We start from the raw sequence: 23,682 nt of genomic DNA, 5'->3' as shown, positions 1-23,682 counted from the left end.
AGAAAAAGTTATGTTATGAGGGGGCATCATGGGTTACCAGGTCATAGAGCAGGTGGTGAATGCTGCTCGAAGAAAGCTGCTGGTGCAAGACTACATCCCCGTGTACTACCCCAACCTATACATCACCATGGAGCATTCGGGCAGAGCCCTCGAAACGACCAAGAAGTACCTTGAGCATCTGGCTGTGCTTGAGGAGTTTCTGGCTTTTTCCTCCATTGATCTGATTGCTCGCCTCGAACAGCGCCCTCACAGCCAATACCTGACAGACAGTGAGCTTTCTAGGTTTGTGTCGGACGCGGGGTTTAGCAAGGAAACCTTGGCCATGAAGTATGCGGGGATGCGTCTGCATCCGACTGCCTACAAATCCGTTGGCAGAATCCATGCGCAGCAGCGAATCGAGGCGGTACGCGACTATCTGGCCTTCCTTTATGACAAGTTGGGTGATCACTCAACACGATATGAAGCGGTTGACGACCTGAAGAAGCGCATCAACCGCAAGATCAAAGCGGCCAGCCCTGCGTGGAAAAAAACGCGAACGGACGCAATGAAAGGGCTTACCAGCCCGGAGCGAACTCGATTGCTGGAAATCATGCACCCGGATAGCTCCGAGAACCCCTTTTCAGATGAAGCCATCAGGCTGCGTAACTACATCATTTTGCTGCTGGGTCTCGACATGGGGCTGCGCCGCTCCGAGATGCTGCTGATCAAGACCAGCGATATTCACTGGCACAGTCGTCAACTAGCGGTTGTTAACCTGGAGGATGAGAGCCTCGATCCACGCAGGATGGCCCCGCAATTCAAGACCCACGAGCGCATGCTGGTGATGACGGATGACCTGTATGACGCAATCACTTTGTACGAATCGAAATATCGCCACAGAAAGCCCCATAGCGGCGCATCGCAAGCGAGAAGGCATCCGTTTTTGCTGGTGGCGCACAAGCGAAATGAGGGTGGACCTCTGACCATCAAAGCAATCGATGGCGTTCTATCCAGGGTCCGAGAAATAGCGCCGGAACTGGCTCATGTGCACCTGCATATTCTGAGGCATGACGCGGTCTATACGATGCTGGAAAGCATGCGTGAGGAACTGGCAGTGCTAACGCCGGAGGATCGCACCACGCAAGTACAAAAGACCCTCACGTGGATGTTCGGCTGGAGTCCCGATTCGAACATGCCAGGCCACTACGGCGCGAAATTCTGGAAGGAAGAGGCAGACAAAGCGATACAGAAACGGGCCGAGCGACTTACGTCCAGCCGTCAGAAGGCCGGCACGACACAAGGAGGTTCAGGATGAGCATCGCGGTCGAAGCACTTCAGGCACCCACGAAGGCCAGCCTCGATGCATGGCTGAACACGCCTCGCCTGGCGAAATGTGGGAACGTGTTCACACCCGCCGAACCGATGTGGAAACCGGATAAATCGGCTTGTCAATCAGTCAACTGGGAAGCGGCTATTGTCAGCGTCTCGCCGGATTGGCAGCCTTGGTTGCACGCCGCCCTGGCGTACCGAATGGCCGATCAGGCAGCGTTGTCGGTGTCTAAACTCGCTAGTGTGTTGTCGCGGGCTGCTCAGGACGGGCTTGACCCGCTCAATGAAGATCAACTGATAGATCTGCGAGAGCGTTTCAATATTGGTGAGTTTAGTGCCACTGTCACTTTCATGGCGTTTTGGCACGACTGCGAATCCCTCGAACAGCGCCCGTCGCAATCCCTGATCGATGCCTACCAGGCACTGCCCAGAAATAAGCGCTCCAGCAACGATGTGATCCTCAGCCTTGACCCCGAGAAAGGCCCTTTGACGCAGGTGGAGCAGGACGCGCTGCATCAATGGATACATGAGCAGTTTGGTCACGGGCAGTTAGAGTTCGAGGAGTATCTTTACCTGCGCATATTGATGATTTACGGGCAGCGTGGCTCTCAGATACGAATGATGGTTTTTGGTGATTTCACCAAAAGCGATCAGGGATGCAAGGTGAAGCTTCATTGGGCAAAGCGAAAAGGCAACGAGGCGGGTTGGCGAGCAAAGGCCGAAACATTCAGTCTGGATGAGGATCTCTACAACACCGTGAAGGCCTACAAGGCAATGGTTCTGGCGCAACTATGGCAAACGTATCCAGACGGTGCCAACTGGAATGCAGCCATTGAGAATGTGCCCCTCTTTCGTCGGAAGCTTGATGATGAAACAGAAAATGGGGGGTCGCGGAATGCCCCTATTTTACTCGACAGCCCCCTTCAAAAAGACCTCGAAGACGCGCCGCAGCCGATCTTTCATACCGTATCAGGCTCGATCAAATGTTGGCTTGAGCGCATCGAGCAGAGGAGAGGCTTTCCGATTTCCCCCCGCACCCATCGCCCGCTGAAAGTTACGCGGGGGCACCGGTTCAGACATACCTTAGGCACCGACCTTTCCAATGCGGGGCTGGATGAGTGGACGATGGCCCGCGCATTGATGCACAGCGATACTCGGACAGTGCGCAAGTACCGCGCCGTGTCGCCGGAGTTGCTGGCGTTGATCGACGCGAAGATGAGCGACCATATGGCCTTGGTTGTGAATGCGTTCACCGGGATTATCGTCACGGATCGCGCTTCAGCGATAAACGGGGATCGAGCGGATCGACTAATCGAGGATGTGGCAGTTTGCGGCGCCACTGCCATCTGCCATCTCGATGCGCCTTACACCTGTTATGCATGCGGAAAATTTCAACCTCTTCTGCACGCAAATCATCGTGAGGTCCTTGAGCGATTGGAACGTCGTCGGGAGCAAACCATTGCTACGGATAAAACGACCGGAGTGCTCTGGGATCGGGCCATTCTGGCCTGCCGCAAGGTGATTTGGGATTGTGAGGCCATGCTACGGTCAGAGAGGAACAGCGAATGACCGATGCTTTTCATTCTGAATCAACGAACAACAACATTGCCGACTTTAAGCCCAGAAGCCAACTGGCTGCGAAAGCTCAACTCGCGGCGTTTGTCGAATGGGCAAAAAAGACCCTGCCCAAAGGAATTCCCAATCGAGTTCACGCGAGCATTCGCTGGGAAGACGGCAGTTGGCACCCACATGGCTTCCGAAGCTGTAGCTTCTCGGCGCTCGGATCGACTTTAGCTGCCCCAGTGGCGATGCAGGCTCCCTTCACGGATTTTGCCAAAGCCATACTTGTGTACCGAAAGGTTTTCTCGCAGAAAAAGGCGACAAGTGGCTGGCTGAATGCCCTGAAGGGGCTGGAAGCCGCCCTGTTCGAGTTGACCGGCACGCGGGATGTGACGCGGGTGTCAGCCGCGGTCTGTAATAAAGCGTGCGAGCACATGAACCGTCACTGGACAAAAGGCGATGCCGCATACGGTTTCAGTAAGGCACTTGAGGTCATCATCACCCTGATGCGGAACAAAAAACTGCTCAGGTCAGATTTCCGGTGGACCTCTCCGCTGACGCTGAGGCCATCTGGCACGCTCAAGCAGCAAAAGCAGGATCGGGAACAGAAGTTGCCCAGCCCTGACGCAATCAGAGCCCTCGGGGAAGTGTTCACTAACGAAATGACCCGCCCCCTCGATGTCGTTGTGACATCCGCCTGTGCACTGTTACTGAGTGCACCTAGTCGCGTGGGTGAACTGGCAGATATTGAATTGGATTGCCTAGTATTCAAAGAGGATCCCCAGGGCAATCGGCGCATGTTCCTGCGCTGGTACGCGGAAAAGATAAACCAGGTGATGCTGAAGCCCGTCGTTAAGCCTGAGATGGAGCCGGTCGTCGAGCGGGTCATCACATTACTGAAACCGATCACCGATGAGGCACGGGCTTACGCCGCCTGGCTGGAAGACCATCCCGATGAGTTTCCGCCCCATGAAGGATTGCCATCCAAGGGGCCTGATGAACCGCTCACGTTCGCCGAAGCCTGTGCCGCGCTGAAACTCACCTATAAAGAGGGCGGAGCGCGATCCTGCTTCAATGACAATTTACTGAGATCCTTGGAAAAGAGAGAGGCACTCAGCCCCGCCGCCAGAACCCTCTTGGCCGAGATCCGTGACGGGTGGGATTCCAGCGTAGGTAAGCGCATATATGTGAAGGGCAAGCATGGAGTCCAGGGTTATGAGTTTGACGACCGGTGTGTGATCACACTGCACAAGCTCAATGTGCTGTTGCGGATGAAGTATCTTCCAAAGGATTTTCCTTACACCACGCCCTACACAGAGGGCAAGGCTCGGGTGAAGTACCGTGATGCGTTGTTCACCGTGCGCACGGGAGCACTAGCTGAAGACTCAGGTACAGCTCATGCGACACTCGGGTTTGGAGTGGAGATCGCGGCGAACTCTTACCGACTTACCGCGCAATTAGGCGGTTCGAAAAACCCGGCATTGAAAAGCCTGTTCGAGCGTTTCGGCTACCCCGGCGTCAAGGTCAACACGCATGCGTTTCGGCACGAATTGAACACGCGGATGCACCAGGCCGGTCTGTCGCAGCTCCTGATTGACGCCTTCTCTGGGCGCACGACGATGGGATCGGTCTACAACCATGAAACCATCGAGGATCGCACCCAGAGGGTTGCGGCTTACCACCCAAAAACGAAGTACAGCAATGCTGCTCAGCTTATGGAAAAGGTCAAAACCAATCAGCCTCTGAATCTTGCTGATCTGATGGAACTGCGCGAGGGCGAGCAGAACCGCATTATCCATCAAACCCATATCGGCGTTTGCCTGCACAACTTCGCATCCGAGCCCTGCCCGAAAATGGGTGCCTGTTTGGACTGCGGGCGGCTCGGTTGCGTCAAAGGAGATGACGTCAAGCTGGGCAACCTCAGGGAAGAAAGCGACGACCTTAAACGTCGTCTCGATAAAGCCTTAGATGCGCAGTCTCGGGGCGTGTTTGGGGCATCGGAGTCGGCCAAAAAACTGGGTGAGAAACTCTTTAAGTGCGAAGCGCTCATCCAAACGCTGGAAAACCCCGAACTCGAAAACGGTGCCATTGTGTGGAACGCCGATAACGGTTGGACGCTTACCAAGAACGCCGCCGCAATGTCGGGGCTGATCGAAGTAAAAGTCATTGAAAACCAGGCGCAGGCGTTGCCATCGCTGGATGATGTCAAGGCTTTGCTGGATGAGATCGAGGGTTAACGATGGGGCATTTAACTCCAAAGGATGAGAAACGCATCATTAAGCTGATCGAGGAATGGTCAGAGCCGAAGCTGACCTGGCCTTTGCTCGTTGATGCCTGCAAAGAAAAACTGGGCATCAGCCGTGCTCGCCAGTCCCTGATGAATCTACCTGCCGTGGATTTAGCGATGAAGAATTGCAAAGCGGCATTGAAGGCTCAGAAGCTGAAGCCGGGCTGGATTAACGATATTCAGGCAGCCAACGAGCACATCGAGGAACTGAAAGCGACCAATCAGAAGCTGTTAGCTGCTGTTCGAGACATGCATAGCCGTTTTTTAATCTGGCAAGCCAATGCGGATATGCACGGGCTAACGCAATCGATGTTGGAGCGGCCGGTTTCACAGCTTAAAAAGAAGACCTGATCTGGTTTTCAAAAACTCATACCTGGAGAAGAATCATGGCAGCTACGTCCTGAAATTCGAGCACTCGTACCATGCTTCGCGCTACGTTCTGGAAGGGGACGAGCTGATGATCCTGGGAGTCGCGCCCCATATGCAGCGAAAGCTACTGTCTCCTTCCTCCATAACAGATCGGTCAGAGTTGCTAGTTATAAAAGCGCAGTGAAAATTGAGTGGCCAGGAACACTTTAGAGGGCCTCGAATTGAAGCCGAGTTGAGCAGCAGAACACCTCTGGACTTGTAGGAAACGGCCGATTTCTGCCTGTTATGGTGGGCCGGAGTCGCCCAGAAATTACCCAACTTGCCCGTGGTATTTGCTGCCGTTTTTGAACAGACTAACCTGTAAGCAGACGGCGCAGACCAGGCCTCCAGAACGGATTCTATAATCCTCTATAATCTGACTATAAAAGCCTATAAAGCCCTTCGTAGAGCTGCCCGCTATACCTCTCAACGGGTCACCACAAAGCCGGAAACTCCCTGCGCCGGCGCTTGGAACCAGTCAATAAAACCGAAGACGTCGGTACCAAAAACAGCTAGGGCAGCTAGGTTCTGTACGAAAAGTCCGAACGGGTAGAATTGACGCCATGACAGGCTGGAGGCCCGCATGGCAAAGCGTTACGAACTCCCGGATGCCGCTTGGGAGCTGATCGCAGATCTGGTTTCCCCCGAGCAGAAGATGGGGCGACCCCGCAGAGATGACCGACTGATGCTCAACGGCATCCTCTGGATCTTGTGCTCAGGCGCTGCCTGGCGTGACCTCCCCGAGCGGTTCGGGCCATGGTCAACGGTGTATCAACGCTTCCGTGACTGGCGGGATGACGGCACGTTCGACCAAGTTCTTGAGCGCTTGCACATTCGCCTGAACCAGGAAGGACTGATCGATCTGGATACCTGGATGATCGACTCGACAGCTGTACGAGCAACCCGAGCCTCTTCTGGCGCCGGAAAAAAGGGGGGCCAGAAGAGCCGGTAGACCATGCGTTGGGACGTAGTCGAGGCGGTCTGACCACCAAGATTCACATGCTCTGCGATGCCAACGGCGTGCCTCTGCGCTTTTTGCTGTCGCCGGGCCAGGCCAGCGACATCTCGAATGCTCAGGCACTCCTGGATCAGGTTCGCATCCCTGGTAAGCCAGGCTGACCTCGCAAGCGCTGCCGCTGGTTGCTGGCAGACAAGGGCTACGATGCCGAGCACTTGCGCCAGTACTGCGACCGTTACCGGATGCAGCCTGTGATTCCGCTGCGAACCATGAAACGCAAGCCCAAGCCAGGCCTACCAAGGCTGTTCGACCGCCCGAAATACCGGCAGCGCAATATCATCGAGCGGATGTTCGGCTGGCTGAAGGATAGCCACAGGATTGGCACTCGCTACGACAAGCTGGCAAGAAGTTTTGCCGCCATGGTCACGCTGGCCTGCACGCTGCGGTGCCTACGGCAGTACTTTTCGTACAGAACCTAGCATTGGCCGCTTCGAGTCAGTCTATTAGGCCGGAACCGGCCAGAAGCGGTCATCGAGTGGCTACATAATCAAGGGCAATCCATAAATCGTGAAGTCTAAATGCACGCTGAGGTTATCTCGCTGTGCCAGGCATTGCGCAGTCGGAGGCTGCTTTAGGGGATGGTCATGGCTGACATTGTAATGCTAGTGTGCGGCCAGAAATGTATTCCAAAAACCGCCACTAGCTGCAGGGAACGCCATGCGATCACTTGGAATTCGCGCTGAGCCCAAAAAGGCTACGTTCGTCATCTACGATCATGAAGCCAGGCAAATTTTGAACGTCGAGTTCTTGATCATTCCTCAGATCTTGAACAAGCCAGAGCAGCTCAAATTCGCTCGCCACAGCATCCTCGACATCCTTCGGGAGTACCAAGTCGACGCGGCGGGAATTCGGGTCGCAGAGGGTAACTCGCAGAACCAAGACGCTGACCGGTTTTACCTAGAGGCCGTGTTCATGGAGTCGTTCGCAAGCAGCAGCATCAAAAACTATTTCGTGGGACGAAAAACAAGCATCAGTGCGCGACTGGGTATCACCTCTGATGAGTTTAACTCGATCGTGAGGTGCGAGGCTGAGCTTGAGGGAGTGGAAGGCTGGCCGGCAGGGAAGGCACAGGCTGTTCGAGAGGCCATTCTCGTAGCCATAGGAGCAGCCCAATGATCCTTCCATACCAGACGGCCCAGGTTTCGTTCCAGAGGAAGGAGCGTATTGGCGAGAATGGTGAGAATTCCGAAGTGTACGTCGTCCATGACGAGCATCTGGATGCCGAGCTTGTGGTGAAGCAGGTCAAAACTGACGGTTTCAATGAAGAGATGTACCTGCTTGAGGCGCAACTGCTCTACAAAAGTACGCATCCGAATGTTGTGCAGGTACTGTACGCCTGCAAGGACGCGCAGCACATCTACATGGCCATGCCCTACTACCGGAACGGATCGCTGCACCAGGTTGCTGAGGCACAAGGGCTAACCTGCAGGCAGCTCATCCGCTACTCAATCCATTTCCTGAGCGGGCTGAACAACATACACTCCAAAGGGCTGCTCCATTTCGACATCAAGCCTGACAACATCCTGATCTCAGACAGTGATGAGGCCCTACTGTCTGACTTCGGCTTCGCCAAGAACATGGATGAAGATGGGTTCGCTACGCCTGAGGCGACATACCGCTACCATCTCCCACCCGAGAGTGCCCACACACGTGATTTCAATAATAGTGCAGACATCTACCAGGCCGGCTTGACCCTGTACCGTTTACTAGCTGGCTTGGATTCCCTTGAAAATCAGAGACGTGCATTCAGGAATGGTGCTGAATTGGCTGCTGCTCAGCGCAGAGAAACCTACCCGGATTTGTCGCAGCTCCCTCTGCATGTTCCGAAAAAACTCAAGACCATTATCAAGAAGTGCTTGAGATTTGATCCCAACTCACGCTATCAATCAGTAATAGACTTACTGAATAACCTGTCGTCCATCGAAGATTTAGGCCTGGATTGGCGTTTTTCTGTAGACGATCATACACAACGCTGGGAAAGCATTTCGTCGGACGGAACGACCCTTCTGGTAGAGGTGTCCGATAATGGCCAGTGTAGAGCCCAGAAGAAGACGACTGGCGGGGCATTTCGCAGGAAAGCCAAGCTCTGCGACGCCAGCCCAACCCCGGAGCGAATCCATGAAATCCTCATGTCATCAGACTGGTAAGTCGACAGGCAAAAAGGGTGTCGACGGGTATCTGACTAGATCCCAGATATCCACAGGACGTAGCCAGACCAGCTCTGGCCGTGCTCGCTCGTCCGTTCCGCTGGTGAGCGTGGATGACCTCATAGGTGACTCGAAAATCATCTACCATAGCCGCTGACCCTTCTAGAGCCCTCCGCAAGCGCGGTGCGGAGGGCTTATCAGCTGATCCCCTTGCATGTGCGCCTTAATCGGGATGTATAAGCCTAGCTTCAAAATCCCTCATCGAAGAAGATAACGCTAAAACAACTCGTTGCTCGATTGCCTACCGTGAAGGTCTAGAGCATCTGGGCATGGTCAAGGCGTCCGGCAAGTCGCTGGTTAGACCTGCAAGCAACATTATTCGAATCATCCTCTGGCAGTAGCGGCTAGGCGTAAGATCAACCGCAAGACAAGCGACGCCGTCACCGAGTGAGTGACCTGAAATTGTCAGTTGTAAGAGCAGATAGGAGTTATGACATCCGGTCCGCCATCGGCGATGGGTTGACCGGATCGCTAGGTAGACAGGAGTCTCAACATCATTATCTCTGGAGGGGCGGAGAACCTTTCATCGGCCACAAGGTAACTCTGCTTGCTCCTCTTCCGTCCAGCATTGCGCCAGAAATGCACAGGCCTGGCAGCAAGTCCGACTGTCGATGACCTGGATAAGACACCGCTGTTCACGGCGGTCCTGAACGACTTGATGCGCGCAGTGATGGCGCTGATTGTCCACAAAGAACACTGGAGGCTTGATCATGCGAGTGCTGATAGCGGATTGCATTGCGGCATGAGCCCCACATTCGGCCCAGCTATGGAATCGGCACGATTGGACACGAGGCTCTGCAAGAAGGAAATGCGACGCGCTGCCAGTAGCTACGAGCCATTCGTCCGCATCCTTTAATTCGCCAACTGGCCCCCTCCCGAACCCTTCATTACGAAAGCCAGGAAACGCAGAAATCTCGCTAGCTGGAAGCACGCCACCAAGTTCATGCCCACACGCATCAATTAACGCAGCACTGAGTGCCTGGATTTCACCCAGGTGCGGTAACAAAGTTTCGACGCCTTCATCATCCACTTCGTAGTCGAGCTCGATAGGGGAGGCATTGTCGATCACGGTGAAGATGGCGTCGTCTGTGCGGGTAACGAATAGGGCTGGGTAGATCAAGATGCGGGGGCGACGAGCGAATAGTTTGCTGCCGGTTCTCTCATAGTGGACATGCACGCCATGAAACGCTCCAGAGACATCTCCCAGCTTTAGATAATTCCGAAGCTGCGCGGGGCGCAAGGGCATCGGGGCATCTTCGGTGAGCGCCAAGCGATGAAGGAGTTTGTATATTTCTGCTGCTCGATCCTTGAACTCTTGACGGGTGAAAATCGCGATGTCGTCCGGCTGTGCGACACGTAAGAAGGTTTCAACTGGGGCTTTGAACACCACCATCCACTCGCCGCTAATGATGACTGCTCTTGGCAAGTCGTGGCCGTACTGTTCCTTGAGCGTCCTGACATAGCCGCAGACTTGACGTAGATAGTCGTCCCACTCTGCGATGATTGGCGACACATCCTTGGCCTTTCCATCACGAATATGCTGGATTGCCGCAACGAGAAGTATGGCCTCAGTAGCGTGCTTACCTTCCCCACGGGCTGATATTGGAGGCTTATTCCACGCTTTGGCTTCGACCAGCATTAGCGGTGTGCCAGTGATATCGACGACCCCGACGTAGTCCATGAACTTCGTGGTGTCGGCCTGGAGGCGAGCTTCTTCAAGGACATTGCCCCTAGCACCGAGCATCCATCCCAGATGAGCAAGCAATTCATCCACGAAGAGCAGCCGCGTGTCGTGCTCGTGGGGACGACGGTTCGGATCGGGCTCGGCGTACGGGTCACGCTGCAGCAGCGCTAGCTCTCTCTCAACCTCCGTAAGCAGGTCGTCGAGCCCTCGCTTGAAAAGGTTTTGAAGCGCCAATCCATTCACTGGATCAGTTCCGGCAAGCGATAGAGCAAGCGGCGCGCCGCCGGCCATCCGGCCTCTAGGAAAATTTCTAGACAGTCAATGAGGGCCACGCGCCGGGTTGATTCCTCAAAGATTTCCTTGTGATCGGCTAGGAACATACCGACTAGCCGAACCAGAAGATCAACGCCCAGGGATTCGTGTTGATAGCCTGATCGACGGCTGGCCTGCAGGTTGCTTGCCGCCAAATCGAAGGCCTTCCCCGCGTCCACATCGATTAGGCGCTCGACGAGTTGCAGCAAGTAATAGGTGGTGTGTGGCTGTGCGTACTCGCCAATTCGCTTTAGGAGGTCAGCGTTCTCTTGGAGGAAGACATCGAGATTTGCGTGGCAAAGCGCCACATCGGCGCCCTGTTGATTAGTCTCTGCGCTGGTCGCGAAGAACATTTGCATACCTGCAGCGTCTATCAGACGCGCACACTCCTGTGCCTCTGGGACTCCAGCCACACGCAGGTCGGGGTCTGCCATGTGCACGGCGAGTCGGGCGTTTGCAGCATTGACGATATCGGAGACAAGCGCTTGAGAGCGTTGGCGAAGACCGGCGCTCTTGTCAGGGATGTCGCCGGCTCCTGCAACAATAGCGCCGCGTAGAGTCGCCAGGACCTCTTTCACTGCTTCGGCGTGCTGCCAGGGAACACTTAACCAATGATCGAGAGCGGCCTTCGCCTCTGCCGACTGATAGGTTACCCAGAGAATTGTCAGATTACCTGCAATAGCCTTGAACAGCCTCCGTTGTCGCTCCGAGCCCGGCGTCTCTCGCTGCAACAGAATGAGCAGTATCTCTAGGCTCCGCTGCTGATCCGTATGAATCAATCGTGAGACGACATCGCCGACCAAGTGTTCGATGACAGTCAGATTGGGTTCGTTCGCGATTCGGTAGTTCAGCAGCCTCCAGAACCGGTCACGATCAAGATCCCAAATTCGGACGAGACGTATCGAGGCGTTTAGCCGGACTGCTGGATGTCTATCAGAGAGCAACTCCTCCGCCCGCAGCATAAGGTCGGCGTAAAGATCTGCGCGTTGTACAAACACATCCCAGTAGGCTTGCGCGGCTTCAATCCGAGCCGCAGGACTACCCCAGCCCGCAGACTGTTCGAACTGTGTCTCCGTGTCGACGTCCAGTTCTGGGCTCTCGGACTTACCCGCAATGTCTAGTAGCGCTGTAAATGTCGCGTCTTGCTCCAGCGTGGGCGGTTCCGCCCTCGATAATAGAAGCTTTCTCGACACGATCATTCCACAGCCTTGACCAATGATCGCCTCTGCATGCCGCTGTAGGTCGGCGTTCGGAGTATTGCCTGCTAGTGAGGTTCGAATTGACTGTAGGACTGCGAGAGACTCCTCTAGGGAGCTCATTGCAACATCTTCCGACCTCGAACCCAGCTGCAGGGATTTTTTCGCGAGGTTGATGGCGTCAATGACTAATGAGTTGCGTGGTTCCTCTCTGTCTAAGCCTTCAATCCAATGGAAGTCCTCTGGTACGCCAAAGCCGGAGTGAAGGGAGAAGAGTCGATCGTTCGTGGAGGTATATCCCTGAGGTTTCGCATCGAGGATGTGAATAGCTTCGTCAGTGACGAGGTTGTCACGGCCGATCGTAGAAAAAAGGCGCTCTAGGAAAGCCTGACGCGCTTCGATGCGATGCAGGAAAAGCGAAAAGTCGAACCCTAACGCTGCACGCTCAAAAGCGGCCTTCTCTTGCGGCGGTCGCCGTCCGAAACCTATCGCAACGAGATCAATGGCGTCCTTGCGAGTGTCGGGTAGAACAAGGAAGGGCTCTGTAACTGCAATGGGCCAGAGTATGTCTACTAGGACATCATTACGCTCAACGGCGCAGAGGAACATCCGAGCCCAGAGAATAGCGAACGACGCTTTGTCGACTAGGATGTCGATCAGCGCCACAGCTTCCGGCTCCGGAATGGCGCAGAGGTGCGCACGCAACTTCAAGATTAGACTTTCAGCATCCCGATCATAGTGGTTGTCTGGGTCATGCGCCCAGATATGACTGCGGTCCTCCAGCAAACGGATTGGCCGCCCACCGACCTGAAACGCTAGGTTGAGAGCGTCCTCAGGGGGGGCATGCTCGCGTGCAACGTAGCCTTCGACCGCATTGATGACGGCCCGAGCCGCGGCTTGTGGGTGAGCTTGTAGGAACTTGGGCAAGTACTCACCCAGCGACCATCGCGCCATTCCGTAATCTTGTCGGGCGTTGGAGGTCAGGTTGAGGATTTGGCTCTGGCCAATTCGGGTCTGGCGATCTTCCGTAACCTCGTAGCCAAACACAACCTGGTAGATGTAGGTGACGAATGCGGGATCGACGTCGCCCACTGCTGCAATCTTGTAGCAAACCGCTGGCACCTCCTCATGCCCGAAGCGGTCTAGTCGATCGTGCTCAAACAGCTGGGCCAGCAAGGTTCGCGACGCCTCGACATCTGTGCCATAGGTGGCGATAACGAAGTCAATGGAGGATCGCACGGTAAACTCAGGTTCTTGCTGGGCCAACCCGTGCGCCATCAGCGCGCGGGCAGCCTGGCCGAGCATCCCCCCGAATGCATCGCCCCCGGCTCGCTCGATGAGGTTGTGGAGTAGAAAGCGAAGTGTGCCCGGAACTTTGATTGGGGTCACAGCCAAGTGCTCGGCTAGGTAGGCCCATGGTTCAAGCTCAACTTGCTTATCGTCCTCGAGGCGCACTACTAGAGCGCCGGTCACGTGGGATAACGTCTTTAGTACCTTCTTGTCACCCGCGTTGGCAGGAGTACCCAACCAAAGACAATCGTTAGCCGAAGTAGGAAACTCCGCTCCCAGTCGACCGGCAGTGCTGCGAATTATCGGGTCTCCATCCTCGTCATTGATTAAGCTCCCCAGTGCAATCCAAAAGCGCGCGTGGTCCGTTTCAGATTCCCAGAGTTCTCGCAGTACAAACGCGAGGGCTGGCGATAGCATCAACCCCAAGGAGTCAGTCTTCCTGAATCGATAGGTACCACTAACTATGGCGCTTGGATCAAGGGCGAGCCTTGCGGCCGCATAGTCGAAGAGCAGGTGATGTCGGAACTGAACCCAGCGCCCGCCATCAACGACAACAAGTACGCCCTCCTTACAGAGGGTATCGATCATGGTTGGGTTGTCACCCGCTGCATAGAGTATTGGCGCGCGAAGCGCTCGTGCTTGAACCATGAGTTCGACCACACGGCTAAGACTGCTCTTTGCTGGCAACCCATGACCTTCAAGACGGTGGTCCCAATAGAGGTGCAACAAGTCAGCTTGGGACGCGACTTCGTCTAGATGTTTGATCGCGTCACCCGAGATCAGCTCGCTTAGCAGCCGGGTATTGAACGGTACCATTGCCAAGTCACGAAGACGCTGTGGCGTCTTAGCAAGGCATTTTGCTAGCGCCGGCGACAGTTGGAGGAGTTGCTCAAACTCGGTTTCCGACCAAGCCGGCACTTGAATGTGCCTGACTTGGGCGAAGGATGGATCTGCAAACGATGGCTCTGGCGGTGTGCCTTTGAACAGCGCGCGCAACTGCTGCCCCATGCGCAGATCAAAATTACGGATCGACGCGATAACATTCCATCGCCCCCTCCTTTCTAGAACTCGCTCGATGAGTGTGCGGAAGACGCCTTCACCGTGGCCGCCACGGGTTGCGTCCAATGCATCAACAACGAGATAGGCCTGCTCCAATCCGTCCCATGCTTCGAGTACATCAAGTAGTGGGTGTTGTAGCCCAAGCTCACGAGACAACCCTTCGAGGCTTTCGATCGAGTAACGATCAACGGCGAGTTGAAGGATGTCGATCCCGTCATCCGCCAGTTTGCGGGCGAGAGAGTTCAGAACTCCGCTCTTTCCAGCCCCCGGTTCTCCGATGATGAGCAGCGGGCCGTTACTCACTGCGACTTCAACGGCCGCTTGGCAGTCGCGACGCACGGATAACGCCTCGCCACTGGCTAACTCAATCTGCTCATAGCTCCCGAGCGCATCTGCGATGCGCTTGGAGTGCTGCTTAAGGGCTTCGATGTCGGTGCGATACTTAGGGGAGGCACAGAGGACGATGCCTCGGCTGACGAGTAGCTGCCGCCAAGTGGAAAGGTCACCGCCACTGCGATCCTTCATAAGCTGACCGCTAAGGTCAGACAGGACGGTAAAGGCGGCTGAGGCGTTCACGTCTTGGCCGAAGGCTCTAACAAGGGAGCCGCTCGCCAATGCGCAACCCCGATCGTCGTCAAAGGTGAAGACGACTACAAGTTTCGCCAACTCGGACAGCAACGTATTGTCGACTGGATTCTTAGTAATACTCACCCAAGCCTGTTCGACCAAGCTGGAGAACATCTGATATGCACGCTGCTGCTCTTGGTTAAGCGCACATCCACCAGGTTGAGAAATGAGATGAAGTGCAGCCGGTAGGTCAACCCTAATATGAGCTGAGGCCTGGGGACTAACAGCCAGCACCAACCGGTCGCGGGCAGGATCAAGTGGTCGGTTCCACTCCATCGAGCCGTCGCCCTGCTGAGCGACAAACCAATGGCGAACAAACTGCAAGATCGTCTTACCTAGTGGCGAGCCTAGGTCTTCACTCCTGCTAGCAGTTGTCTTTGCCTGTACAGCGACGTACCCGCCGTCGCTAGTTTTGATCAAAAGGTCGTCGACCGGAGCCTCAGTCTCGAAGCGGATCCATTCCGGTGCGGCGGAGCCCAGGCGAAAGCTCTGATCAAACCGGTCGCCCGCAAGAATCCAGGAGGAGAACAGCGCCCCTAGCTTCTGCTGGAAACGGATGCCAGCGCTGGTGGCAGCGCCCCCACCACCAATCCGGTCGTGGGGGAAGGGATTTCGCGGCGTCTGGGTCAAGGTACGGTTCCGGTTCACGTCTGAATCGTCGCGTAGTGATAGCCGGGTTTGCTGACGTTGGCAATCCGTGCGGGACTACCAATTGCGATACTCAGGACCTGTTGTCCTGGCGCGACTACTTCTCTACACGCGTATGCACGAAAGTACTGCGCTGAGTCATCGATGCTGCCAAGCAGTAGCACCGAAGACGTCACGCCTCACCACGAGGAGGGCCCTACCGGCCAGAGGTGAATATCCGTAGAACACTGGATTTCCCGGTTTGGTTTGCAGCCATGCCAGCCCGATAGAACTAACCCTCGGCTACTTCGTTTCGCCAGTCCTTGCTGCGTTAGAAGCGCCTTCAGGCTATAAGATAAGGCTTCAGTCAGCTTGACGCCCCAAAAATGCACACACTATTTCAAGTAGATACAGCGGACATAAAAGCCCTGAACGACGAGCAAGCGCGCACACTGATCGCAAGATTGTGTCGTGCCGAGATTCGCAAGCACGGGGGCTCCGAGTCGGCTGTCACCTGGGGTGGCGATCAAAGAGCGAAAGATGGAGGGGTGGACGTCAGGGTAGAGCTAAATCCGTCCCTGGGGATATCTGGCTATTTGCCCAATGACCACACAGCATTTCAAGTAAAGGCCGAAGTGTTTCCCCCACACAAGATACCTGGGGAAATGGCGCCCAAGGGAGCGCTAAGACCAGCAATATGCGACCTCGCAGCAACTAAAGGAAGTTACGTCATCGCCGCGACGCGAGACGACACCTCAGAGTCCGCTCTCGGTCTACGACTCAATGCGATGAGAGATTGCTTGTCGGCCAACGGCCTTGGCTCCTCGCCGCATATCGCCTTCTACGACGCAAGAAAAATTGCAGACTGGGTCGAGCAACACCCAGCAATCGTAGCTTGGGTCAAACACCAGCTAGGCAAGCCACTTGTGGGTTGGCGCCCGTATTCTGGATGGGCCTACTTGGAGACGACCGTCGACTCCGAATATCTGGTCGATGAACGTATCAAAGTGTTCACGCCTGGCGCCGAGAAGGGTATGAATATCTCGGCCACCATTGATCGCCTGCGGCTCGACCTGTCGAAGGGGGCAAGCGTACGCATTGTCGGCTTATCCGGCGTTGGCAAGACGAGATTGGTACAGGTGCTCTTCGATCCGCGTGTAAAGACGAATCAGGCCGTACTGAGTGCTGATGACGTGCTGTACACGGACCTTTCAGATGCGCCATCTCCTCAACCTTCAGCGATGCTAGAAGCTCTGATTGAGGACGGAAGTCAGTGTGTTCTCGTCGTGGACAACTGCGGAGCTGACACTCATCAGAGGCTCACCGAGCTGCTGAAAAAGTCTGGCAGCAAGATAGGCTTGGTTACTGTTGAGTACGACGTTCGAGACGACTTACCAGACGCCACAAAGTGCTACCGTCTCGAAGGCTCCTCCGATGACGTAATCAAGCAGCTTCTTCAGCGGCGCTATCCAGTCCTATCGCTCAGTGATGTCGATACCATCACCGCATTCTCAGACGGGAACGCTCGCGTCGCGTTTGCGTTGGCAGCGACGGTTACGACGACTGGTGAGCTGGCGCGGTTGCGAGACTCCGACTTGTTCAAGCGCCTGTTTCATCAGAAGAACGCCGAGAATGAAGATCTCCTCAGCTGCGCGGAAGCGGCCAGTATCTTGTACTCATTCGACGGCGAGGAGGATGGCCCTGGTTCAGAGCTCAACAAAATTGCCGCTGTTGCTGACGTGTCATTGATCACCCTACAGCGAAAAATGGTTGATCTACAGCGAAGAGGTCTCGTACAGGCGCGTGGAAAATGGCGTGCTGTTTTGCCACACGCGATTGCTAATCGACTTGCAGCCCAGGCACTAGAAGCGATACCCAAATCGCAGATCGTGAGTATCTTTCTCGATACCGCGACCGACCGTGTTGCCCGGTCGTTCTCGCGGCGACTTGGTTACCTACATGAAAGCGCAAAAGCCGCCGAGCTTGTACGGGAATGGCTCTCGCCATCCAGCCGCTTGGGCGATCTAACGGATCTCAATGACATTGGCCATGAGATCTTTCACAACATTGCGCCTGTATCTCCAAAGGTCGCCCTAGCGGCAATTGGACGGGCTGCCAATATCCCTAGCTTTCTTTCGGACGAAAACAGACAACGTGCTCAGTATGCGCACACGTTGAAAGCCATCGCTTTCGAAGAAGAAGACTTCGAGATGGCCGCCGATATTCTTGTCAGATTCGCCTTGGCAGACCCCCAGGAAAAAGGACGGCACGAATCTACTGTGGAAATTCTGAGGTCTCTGTTTTTCTGCGTGCTATCCGGGACGAATGCCCCTCCCAATCACAGGTCAGAGTTCGTTAGAAAATTGCTTGAATCCGGCGACCCCAAGCGAGAGCAGTTGGGGCTGTTGCTGCTCGATGCGGCGCTTGAGGCAGTGCATTTTACCTATGTGAGCAGATTCGATTTCGGAGCTCGAAAGCGTAGCGAGGGATGGGCTCCGGAATCCCGATCAGACGTAGAGGCGTGGTTTATGCCGTTCCTCCGCATGGCACTCGACTTTGGTAAGCAGAAGTCCGACCTTGCTGAAAATTGCAGATCTATTTTGGGTCGCCGCTTAAGAGGACTTTGGCTTGGCACGAGTCTGAGGCCAGAAGTGGGTGCAGCCGTAAAAGAACTGGCTTCAGTCGTGAGCTGGCCTCAAGGTTGGTTTGGAGTCAAAAGCATCCTTCGCTATGACTCTGGCAAATGCGATGAGGCAGTACAGAACGAGCTGCGCGAGTTGGAGGAGCTTCTCAAACCGAAGGCTATACCAGACATGATTCGAGCTCGACTTCTAGACTCGAACAATTTCGACCTGGATCTTGATGGCGATGATGCAGATCAGCTCGATACAACGACTGGTGAGCGAATCCGCAAATCAAACCAGGCCTTAGAGGAGCTTGGGGAGGCCGCTGCCACCATTGACGGCCTAATCTTGGAGTTACTTCCGCAATTGATCTCAATCAAGTCAGGAGCCAGTGCATTTCCTTTGGGGGTTGGTGTTGGAAAGCAGATTTCGGACCCGAGATCGATTTTGGATGCGGCTAAGGAACATATCGCCACTGCCACGCCAGGAGCAGTTGGTGTCTTGTTCCTACGCGGCTTGATCAACGGCTGGCATCACGCATCCCCCGCTTGTACCGAGGAGTTCCTCGACAGCGCGGTGACTGACGCAATTTGGGTCAAGTGGATCATGGACCTTCATTGCATACCGCTGAACCAAGCGGCTTACGCTCGTATCCTCCAATCAATCAAGGCTGGGGCTACTCCTGCCTGGCAATACTCCTATCTCGGGATGGGGAGACAAACCGACGCATTCTCTGTTGCAGAGATTGGTGAGTTGCTTGCTGCGATAGCACTGCTGCCTGGTGGTGGGGGAGTGTTTCTCGACGTTCTTTCTATGGTCGTCCACTGTGCGTCAGATCACGATGATGCGTACAAGGAGTCTCTGGCGAAAACCTGCCTGAATCTTTTGCGCTCAGCCGACTGGAGACAGGTTCTTGGGGATCGCGCCAATAGCGGTTACCGCATTGAGAGCGTATTGGAGTTTTCACTGAAGCGATTAGCTTTTTCCGAAGCAGCGCTGGAGGTTTTGAACGGTCTGATTACCTTTGCGCGTACGATGGAGGGTGGTTATTCCGATAGAGATGCCGTCAAAGACGCAATTTCGGCATTCCTGAGGCACATGCCGCGACTAACTCTCGACGCGATCTATGTTCCCGGAGAAGAAGGTTACTACCGTCAGATGTTGCCGGTGATTGGGCACCCTTACAATGATCGGAGGGAGACAGCCCTGAGCATAGTTCCACCGGAGGCATTGATCGATTGGTGTAATGACTCGCCGCCTGATCGTTACGTGTTCGCTGCACGTAGCTGCAAGCTATTCGATACTCGAAGTCGAGCTACTGAGGAGTATGTCAATATCGACTCTGTGGACGATTCTGAGTTGGTTATTGCGGAGGCTGCGCTCGCGGTTCTCGCTAATGCTCCTGATAAGAGGGTTGTAATCGAAGTCTATTTAAAGCGATTTACGCCTTCAGGCTGGTCGGGGTCTTTGGCCGAAATCCTAAAGAAACGGATCCCGCTTCTCGATGCGCTGAATCTCGGCAACGAAGATGAGCTGAAGCCAGTATTGGCGACAGCTAGAGCGAGCCTCGAACGAAGAATCGCTGCGGAAGAGCTTCGCGAGGACGAAGAAGAGCGCGAGCGTACTGGTAGCTTCGAATAGGCTAGCCCGGCGCCTCCGCCGGCCGATAGCAGACATCGCCTGTATTCGCTCTTGGCTGCCCCCTCGCTCGTAAGCAAGCCTTCGACTCTCAAAAGGCGATTCAACGCTATGTGGGACTGTATCCAACAACATCGACGTAGCGAACACCGCTGCATAGCGATGGCTACACTATGGCCTTCCGTCATTCGATACCTTTAAATGGTGAGTTCAAAGGTAGAGAGGACAGCACGCAGCGTTTTCTCTGGTTAGATGCAGATCCTACTGGAATCTATAAACCACACAGAGGAGCGGCATATTGACGGAAATCGGCGGGCCGACAACACAGGCAGGCATTAGATACCAGGATCGTGTGGCTGCACTCTATCTCGGGCGAATGATGGATCCTCGTGAACGCCCGAGTCGTGAGCGCCCTGTTGAAGTGCGAATTGAGACGCCAGATTATGTGGACGACTTCGTAGTCCGCCTTGACGACGGTTCGCAGCGGTATTTTCAAGTCAAGCTAAGTTTGCAGCGCCAAGGAGAAACGTGGAAATCCCTTTGGTTGGCGCTATACCGTCAGTTGACAAGCGGACTATCACCCGACGATAGACTTGCTCTGGTATTAGGCGAGCCTTCCCAACTTGCTTCCGACCTGAAGGCGCTCACCGAGCGCACCGATGGTGCAGATTTGGAGGAGTGGCTTGAACGTTTGACCACCAGGCAACGGGATATTAAGTCGTCGATCGGTCAGGTGATTGGTGTCAGTGACTCCGAACTGTTACTCCTTTTCAATCGCCTTGATCTGAGCATCTGGCCTTCGAAGGAGCTCGAACGTGACTATGTCCCGCTCTGGATGCCCTCTGCGAACGTGCCTTTAGTTCGGTTATTCGACGTCCTTGCGGGAATTGCGTGGGCCGGCTCGGAGACACGCTGCCGCTTTGAGGGAGCTGCGCTGCACGACCAATTAAGGAGCGAGTGGGAAATTACTATCGCAGCTCCCCCGAGTTGGGGTTTGGAGACTTATCGCGCCGCGATTGTTGCCCTAGCACGTATCGAGGTACCTGGTACAGACTTTCAACAGGTTCCAGATGCTGATTTCCTCTGGCCACGCTGTCTTCGATACGACCGTGATCGGCGAGCGGACTTCGACGACGACCTACCGGGCTGGCGTGATTTCAGTGCTGCCGAGGAGGTTGATCTGCGGGATTTCCCTGGAATCGATCTCAGGGCTGTGGTTGTCGTCGCAGGCCCAGGCTTTGGAAAGTCCACTGTGGTGAATGCGATCGCATGTAGGACTGCGCTTGCCGGCCTCGTTCCAGCGATCATATCCGTGACTAAACTATCGGATTCCAACCTTACGATTGCCGAGTACCTTGAGCGCGTGATCAATCCTGATTTCGACGTGAAGGTCGATTGGAGGGCTGCCGCCGCGACAGGGGCGCTGATCCTATTGGTCGACGGGCTGGACGAGGTTTCAAGCGATAGGCGCACGCTAGTGCTCGAGCGCTTTAAGGTCTATCGCGCTGCTCACCCGGGCGTCCGGTGGATGATGACTGTGCGCGATGCCGCTGCTTTGGCTTCGCCAGATGGCGCAACGATGATTGAGCTGGCACCGCTGCGTGATACGGATGTATCTCAGTACGTTGCCTTCTATAGGCCGGGTGAGCTAGGTATTGCCGAGGCACTGTTGGAGCGGATCGAGTCTCGAACTGATTTGGCACATCTAACCAGAATTCCGATCTTTCTCTCACTCATGCTTGTGATGCGGCTTGAAGGTGCCGATCTGCGGCGTAGTGATCTGCTTGATACGTACATCGAAACTCTTTTTCATCCAGCCGTGTTCAAGAGTATCGAAAGCGAGACCATTGATGTTGCATTGCTGAGAAGCGTTGCGGAACGTGCGGCCTACGATGCACTTGAAGCGGATTCAATCGGTGTGACAAATCAGCTATTCGCGCGCAGCGTAAACAGGATTGAGCCGACCTTGTCCGCCGATAGAGTGCGAGAGGCCCTCATACGTCGAGGGGTGTTGCGGCGATCGGGCTTGATCCGGCTGTCGTTTCCGTTCCCAATCGTGCAGGAATATCTCGCCTCTGCGGAGCTGCTTAAGCAGTCAACAGAGAAGCTCGTTCAGCGTCTTGGCATGATATCCAAGCGGCCATGGGCTCAGGCGGTTCAATTCGCGCTCGAACGACATCTCGATCCCGTGCCATTTGTTAACCATATCCTGGGCGTGGAAGATGACGTATTCCATACTGGGCTTAGGCTCCTCGGACGTTGCCTGGCCAACGGTATGCCTGCGAGCCCCTCCCAGCGCGAGGAGATAGGGCGTCGGCTGGCCTTAATCTGGGGCGGAAGCTCTTGGCGAGCGAACAAGCTTATCAACGGCATCATCGTAGACGCATTTTCCAGACCGTTGCACGGCGCAATAAGAGCGAGACTGGGTGAACATCGGCTCCTCTACGAAGGTTCTGGAACAATCGTCGCGCTGAATCAGGATGCTGAGTTGACGTTGTCAGTTCTGCGAGAGTTGCTTACCGACGATATCGAGCACCTGTTAAATATTGGAGAGCTTCAAGGCGAGGTTGATCGAATAGGAACTAAGTCGTTCGAGTTGTACATTGAACGATGTAAGCAGGTCACAGCAGTTGAAGCAGACGCAGACTCGATTAGCTGTCTGATCGGGCATATGAAAATCGGCAGCATCGATTGCGATCTAGCTCATGCTGCCGCGAACGACGAGACGCTGCCACCGCATGTGAGGCTTGCTGCATGGAGTAAGTCTGGGCGCAAGCTCGACGATACAATGACGGGCCTCGTGATTGAATGCATCAAAGCGGAAGGTTTCCATCCAAATGCATCCGCAGCTCAGGCACTTTCTTCGCCAACTGTCGACGCTTTAACCGTTGTTCAGACGTTGGGCTCTGCAGAAATCGAAGTTGCCAAGGCTGAGAAAATCCTTGATTACCTGATTTCAGATTGGCGTGACGAGGGTTGTCCTGATCGTGTCCAAGAACTACTCAGCGTGGAAGGATTCAGCGGACCGCTTCGCGATCTGGCTCTGCTTTATTCGATTGGCTTTGGGAACCTCAAGGCTCTGGACTGTTTAGTCGATCGGATAGAAGAACTGAGTGCTGAACTATTGAGCGCTACGGTGCTGCAGCTTGGGCATGCGCCTGAGCGGAACAGGGTAGAGAGGATCGTTAAAGCGATTGCCGGACGCACTTGGTCGGCGGAAGATCGGGTATCAATCACCCATGCGTTTTCCACGGGCCTGACCTACCGGGTGAAGATGATTGGGTTACGATCCGGAACCCTGGAGCCAATCCCTTTTCACCCCGGTAGGAGCGCTCCCCACGAACTGTTGAGGACATGGCTCGCCCAAAGCGACTACAGCGTAGTTGATCATCTTAGGATAATAATGGACTCAGTACGCTTAGGGGTAGCCGGAGCGAGCAAAGGACTTCGTTCGGCTTTGGACGCCGCCTTAGATGCTGGGGCCGGTGACGATTGTAATGATTCAAGCCTTGTTGGCCGTGCATTAGAAATGCTTCACGCCAATGGAGAGGAGCTTAGTGCGGACGAACTCGAGCAGCTGGCTAAGACCAGTTCATATAACCTAGCGACCAGCGCGGTGGCGCTAATCTCCGCTCGCGGAACCCAAGCCGAAGCGAACACTCTCATGCGCCTTTACGAGGAGGTGAACTCCAAGATGCTTCAATCGATGATCCTTAGTTACCTTGAGCCACTGGCGAGCCGCCTAGCGCTTCGCGTCACACGAAAAGGTCACAGACTCTCAGTAGTCTCGATATAAAAAATGACACTTTTTGGCCGATTTCAGCCTGTCGCGACAGG

At 54.9% G+C, this 23,682-nt stretch carries 10 protein-coding genes and 1 pseudogene; 9 read left to right on the top strand and 2 right to left on the bottom strand.

What is annotated here, in order from left to right:
• Window positions 1–28: 28 nt before the first annotated feature.
• From AERO9A_RS02150 to AERO9A_RS02120, 7 genes and pseudogenes are all read left to right on the top strand, one after another.
• Entirely contained in the window at window positions 29–1,294 is a 1,266-nt protein-coding gene (locus tag AERO9A_RS02150; RefSeq protein ID WP_159970270.1) for a site-specific integrase, read from the top strand.
• Window positions 1,291–2,877, top strand: a complete 1,587-nt coding sequence (locus AERO9A_RS02145; RefSeq protein ID WP_159970269.1) for a site-specific integrase — start codon at window positions 1,291–1,293, stop codon at window positions 2,875–2,877. The genes AERO9A_RS02150 and AERO9A_RS02145 overlap by 4 nt, the downstream gene beginning before the upstream one ends.
• Window positions 2,874–5,105 (top strand): hypothetical protein, encoded by a 2,232-nt coding sequence (locus AERO9A_RS02140; protein WP_159970268.1) that lies wholly within the window; start codon window positions 2,874–2,876, stop codon window positions 5,103–5,105. Before AERO9A_RS02145 ends, AERO9A_RS02140 begins: the two co-directional genes overlap by 4 nt.
• 2 nt (window positions 5,106–5,107) lie before the next feature.
• Window positions 5,108–5,506, top strand: coding sequence for a hypothetical protein (locus AERO9A_RS02135; protein WP_159970267.1), 399 nt, complete (start codon window positions 5,108–5,110; stop codon window positions 5,504–5,506).
• A 640-nt stretch (window positions 5,507–6,146) separates the two neighbouring features.
• Window positions 6,147–7,000, top strand: a pseudogene (locus AERO9A_RS02130) (IS5 family transposase).
• Window positions 7,001–7,238: 238 nt separating this feature from the next.
• The gene (locus AERO9A_RS02125) at window positions 7,239–7,697 is read left to right on the top strand and encodes a hypothetical protein (RefSeq protein WP_159970266.1); all 459 of its coding nucleotides are present in this window, start codon (window positions 7,239–7,241) and stop codon (window positions 7,695–7,697) included.
• Window positions 7,694–8,728, top strand: coding sequence for a serine/threonine-protein kinase (locus AERO9A_RS02120; protein WP_159970265.1), 1,035 nt, complete (start codon window positions 7,694–7,696; stop codon window positions 8,726–8,728). Before AERO9A_RS02125 ends, AERO9A_RS02120 begins: the two co-directional genes overlap by 4 nt.
• A gap of 583 nt (window positions 8,729–9,311) precedes the next feature.
• On the opposite strand, the gene AERO9A_RS02115 is transcribed toward AERO9A_RS02120, so the two are convergent.
• A complete protein-coding gene (locus AERO9A_RS02115) occupies window positions 9,312–10,763 on the bottom strand; it encodes a hypothetical protein (RefSeq protein WP_159970264.1) in 1,452 nt (483 codons plus the stop codon).
• Window positions 10,712–15,586, bottom strand: a complete 4,875-nt coding sequence (locus AERO9A_RS02110; protein WP_159970263.1) for a hypothetical protein — start codon at window positions 15,584–15,586, stop codon at window positions 10,712–10,714. Before AERO9A_RS02110 ends, AERO9A_RS02115 begins: the two co-directional genes overlap by 52 nt.
• A gap of 797 nt (window positions 15,587–16,383) precedes the next feature.
• On the opposite strand from AERO9A_RS02110, the gene AERO9A_RS02105 reads away from it, so the two are divergent.
• Window positions 16,384–19,848 (top strand): hypothetical protein, encoded by a 3,465-nt coding sequence (locus tag AERO9A_RS02105; protein WP_159970262.1) that lies wholly within the window; start codon window positions 16,384–16,386, stop codon window positions 19,846–19,848.
• Between the two features lie 295 nt (window positions 19,849–20,143).
• Window positions 20,144–23,641 carry an NACHT domain-containing NTPase gene (locus AERO9A_RS02100; RefSeq protein WP_159970261.1) on the top strand — a complete coding sequence of 1,166 codons (3,498 nt, stop codon included), beginning with the start codon at window positions 20,144–20,146 and terminating at the stop codon, window positions 23,639–23,641.
• Window positions 23,642–23,682 lie beyond the last annotated feature (41 nt).

This window comes from Pseudomonas sp. 8Z (assembly GCF_902506535.1).
GTDB lineage: Bacteria > Pseudomonadota > Gammaproteobacteria > Pseudomonadales > Pseudomonadaceae > Aquipseudomonas.
The sequence above is the reverse complement of the archived record's forward strand: the minus strand, read 5'-3'. Positions and strand labels throughout refer to the sequence as shown.

Coding starts and splice junctions, on each gene's coding strand:
- AERO9A_RS02150 (WP_159970270.1), top strand. CDS start 29: ATGGGTTACCAGGTCATAGAGCAGGTGGTGAATGCTGCTCGAAGAAAG.
- AERO9A_RS02145 (WP_159970269.1), top strand. CDS start 1,291: ATGAGCATCGCGGTCGAAGCACTTCAGGCACCCACGAAGGCCAGCCTC.
- AERO9A_RS02140 (WP_159970268.1), top strand. CDS start 2,874: ATGACCGATGCTTTTCATTCTGAATCAACGAACAACAACATTGCCGAC.
- AERO9A_RS02135 (WP_159970267.1), top strand. CDS start 5,108: ATGGGGCATTTAACTCCAAAGGATGAGAAACGCATCATTAAGCTGATC.
- AERO9A_RS02125 (WP_159970266.1), top strand. CDS start 7,239: ATGCGATCACTTGGAATTCGCGCTGAGCCCAAAAAGGCTACGTTCGTC.
- AERO9A_RS02120 (WP_159970265.1), top strand. CDS start 7,694: ATGATCCTTCCATACCAGACGGCCCAGGTTTCGTTCCAGAGGAAGGAG.
- AERO9A_RS02115 (WP_159970264.1), bottom strand. CDS start 10,763: ATGGCCGGCGGCGCGCCGCTTGCTCTATCGCTTGCCGGAACTGATCCA.